At 67.9% G+C, this 2,347-nt stretch carries 4 protein-coding genes; all 4 read left to right on the forward strand.

The window, feature by feature from the left end; translation table 11 throughout:
* The first annotated feature begins 405 nt into the window (after window positions 1-405).
* The 4 genes from rpmH to yidC all read left to right on the forward strand — a co-directional run bounded on the left by rpmH (window position 406) and on the right by yidC (window position 2,265).
* Window positions 406-543 carry a 50S ribosomal protein L34 gene (gene rpmH, locus ABD194_RS21420; RefSeq protein WP_010849920.1) on the forward strand — a complete coding sequence of 46 codons (138 nt, stop codon included), beginning with the start codon at window positions 406-408 and terminating at the stop codon, window positions 541-543.
* Between the two features lie 18 nt (window positions 544-561).
* Window positions 562-912: a ribonuclease P protein component gene (gene rnpA / locus ABD194_RS21425; protein ID WP_343995309.1), complete on the forward strand. Its 351-nt coding sequence runs from the start codon at window positions 562-564 to the stop codon at window positions 910-912.
* A complete protein-coding gene (gene yidD, locus ABD194_RS21430; protein ID WP_343995311.1) occupies window positions 909-1,196 on the forward strand; it encodes a membrane protein insertion efficiency factor YidD in 288 nt (95 codons plus the stop codon). Before rnpA ends, yidD begins: the two co-directional genes overlap by 4 nt.
* A gap of 97 nt (window positions 1,197-1,293) precedes the next feature.
* Entirely contained in the window at window positions 1,294-2,265 is a 972-nt protein-coding gene (gene yidC, locus ABD194_RS21435; protein ID WP_343995313.1) for a membrane protein insertase YidC, read from the forward strand.
* The last annotated feature ends 82 nt before the right edge of the window (window positions 2,266-2,347 follow it).

The following is a 2,347-nucleotide window of genomic DNA, read 5'->3' on the forward strand; positions in this document are numbered from 1 at the left end:
GTTGTCCACACGTTTGTCCACAGCCTGTGCAGAAGGTGGCGAGGATCGTGAGAGTCGAAAACCTACAGCGGTGCACGCGACAAAGACAATCGAGTCGTCCACAGATTCTGCCGGGTTCCGGCGTGTCGCCTTGCAATCGCCGTGCGCCGTCCGAGGATCGGTGGTTTCGGCGCTCCCGGGCAGGCGCCCGCCTCCGGTTTGACCCCCGTTCCGGCGCTCCCGTATCGTTGACCGAGCGTGTCTGCGACCTCTTTCGCATGCCCATGGCCGCGAGGCTCCGTTCGGAGCACCTCCGCCGTTCCATGGGCTTGCCGATTGCGGTCGCATCGGCCACCGCCAGCCCCACCCGGGCGTCGCGCCGGCGTTCCTGACGTCGGACGGGCGCCGCAACCTACGGAGATCCACGTGAGCAAGCGCACCTTCCAGCCGAACAACCGTCGCCGCGCCAAGACGCACGGCTTCCGCCTGCGCATGCGCACGCGTGCCGGCCGCGCCATCCTCGCCGCCCGCCGCCGCAAGGGCCGCGCCGAGCTCTCGGCCTGAGCCGCCGGAGGCCGCGGCGTGCTGCCGGCACGTCACCGACTGCGTGAACGGTCGGACTTCACCTCGGCAGTCCGCGGGCCCGGCGCCAGCAGAGCAGGCGGGCGACTCATCGTCGTGCATGCCAACCGGACCGATGCGCGTGCGGATCTTCCGCCGCGCGTCGGTTTTGTTGTGTCCAAGGCAGTGGGCAACGCCGTCGTCCGCAACCGCACCAAGCGCCGGCTGCGCGCCAGCGTCGCGACCCGGCTGGACGGCATACCCGCAGGTGTGGACGTGGTGGTCCGGGCCAACCCCGCTGCCTCGGACGCGGCCTGGGACGAGCTCGACCTCGCTGTCGCGCGCGGCCTGGAGAAGGTGTGCCGCCGATGAGCGCCACCCTGAGCCAGGTGCTCGCCGCGCCGCTCGTGCTCGCCGTCCGGCTCTACCAGCGCTTCATCTCGCCCCTGACGCCCCCGACCTGCCGCTTCTACCCGAGCTGCTCCGCGTATGCCGTCACGGCGCTCACCCGCTTCGGCGCCCTACGCGGGGGCTGGCTCGCGATCCGTCGGCTCGGCCGGTGCCACCCGTGGACCCCGGGCGGCGTGGATCCCGTGCCGGAGACGTGGGGCACCCGCAACGACGTGCGACCCGAGGACTTCCGTCCCAACCCCTGACCACCGGCATAAGGTTGCCGACCAGTGGTGATCGGCCCCTCCAGCTCGACCCCGAGCTGAACCGGCTGCCCACCAGACCACAGAGGAACACACCTTGATGGACTTCCTGCAGACCCTGCTCTACCCGATCAAGCTGGGTGAAGCGTGGGTCATGTACGCCTGGCACTGGCTCTTCGACACCATCGGCCTGCCCACCGGCTGGGCCTGGGCGATGTCGATCGTCGGACTCACCGTCGTGGTCCGCATCCTGCTGATCCCGCTCTTCGTGCGCCAGATCCACTCCTCCCGGCGGATGCAGCTCATCCAGCCGGAGATGCAGAAGATCCAGAAGAAGTACAAGGGCAAGCGCGACCCGGAGTCCCAGAAGGCGCAGCAGGCGGAGATCATGGATCTCTACCGGCGCACCGGGACCAACCCGTTCAGCAGCTGCCTGCCGATCCTGATCCAGAGCCCCTTCTTCTTCGCGCTCTTCCAGCTGCTCAACAACCTCAAGGCCATCGCCGAGGGCAACCAGCCGCCGATCGGTCCGATCACCCGACAGGTCGCGCAGACGATCGAGGCCTCCACCATCCTCGGTGCCAAGCTGTCGGACTCGTTCGTCAACTCGACGACGCTCAACGTCAAGATCCTCAGCGCCGTGCTCATCGTGCTGATGTCGGCGACGACGTTCACGACGCAGTACCAGCTGATGCGCAAGAACATGCCGGCATCCGCGCTGGACAACCCCTTCGCGAAGCAGCAGAAGGTCCTGCTCTACCTGATGCCGCTGTTCTTCGCCTTCTCCGGCATCAACTTCCCCATCGGTGTCCTGCTCTACTGGCTCACGACCAACCTGTGGACCATGGGCCAGCAGTTCTACGTCATCCGCAACATGCCGGCCCCCGGCTCCGAGGCCGAGCGTGCCCGCCGCGAGCGTCTGAAGCGCAAGGGCAAGGAGGCGGAGGAGTTCACCGTGCCCGGCCTCGACGCCGCCGACAGCGTCCCTGACGACGCACCGAAGTCCGGCCAGCGCCAGCAGCCGAAGGGCAAGAAGCGCGCGCGCACCCAGCCGACCAAGAACCGCCGCTGAGCATCATCCACATACTTGTCCACACGCCTTCGGGGCTCTGAACTGGGCAGATGCACGTTGTCCACAGTTCGGTCCCGGTGAC

It is taken from the genome of Terrabacter terrae (assembly GCF_039529575.1).
In the GTDB taxonomy this organism is placed as follows: domain Bacteria; phylum Actinomycetota; class Actinomycetes; order Actinomycetales; family Dermatophilaceae; genus Terrabacter; species Terrabacter terrae.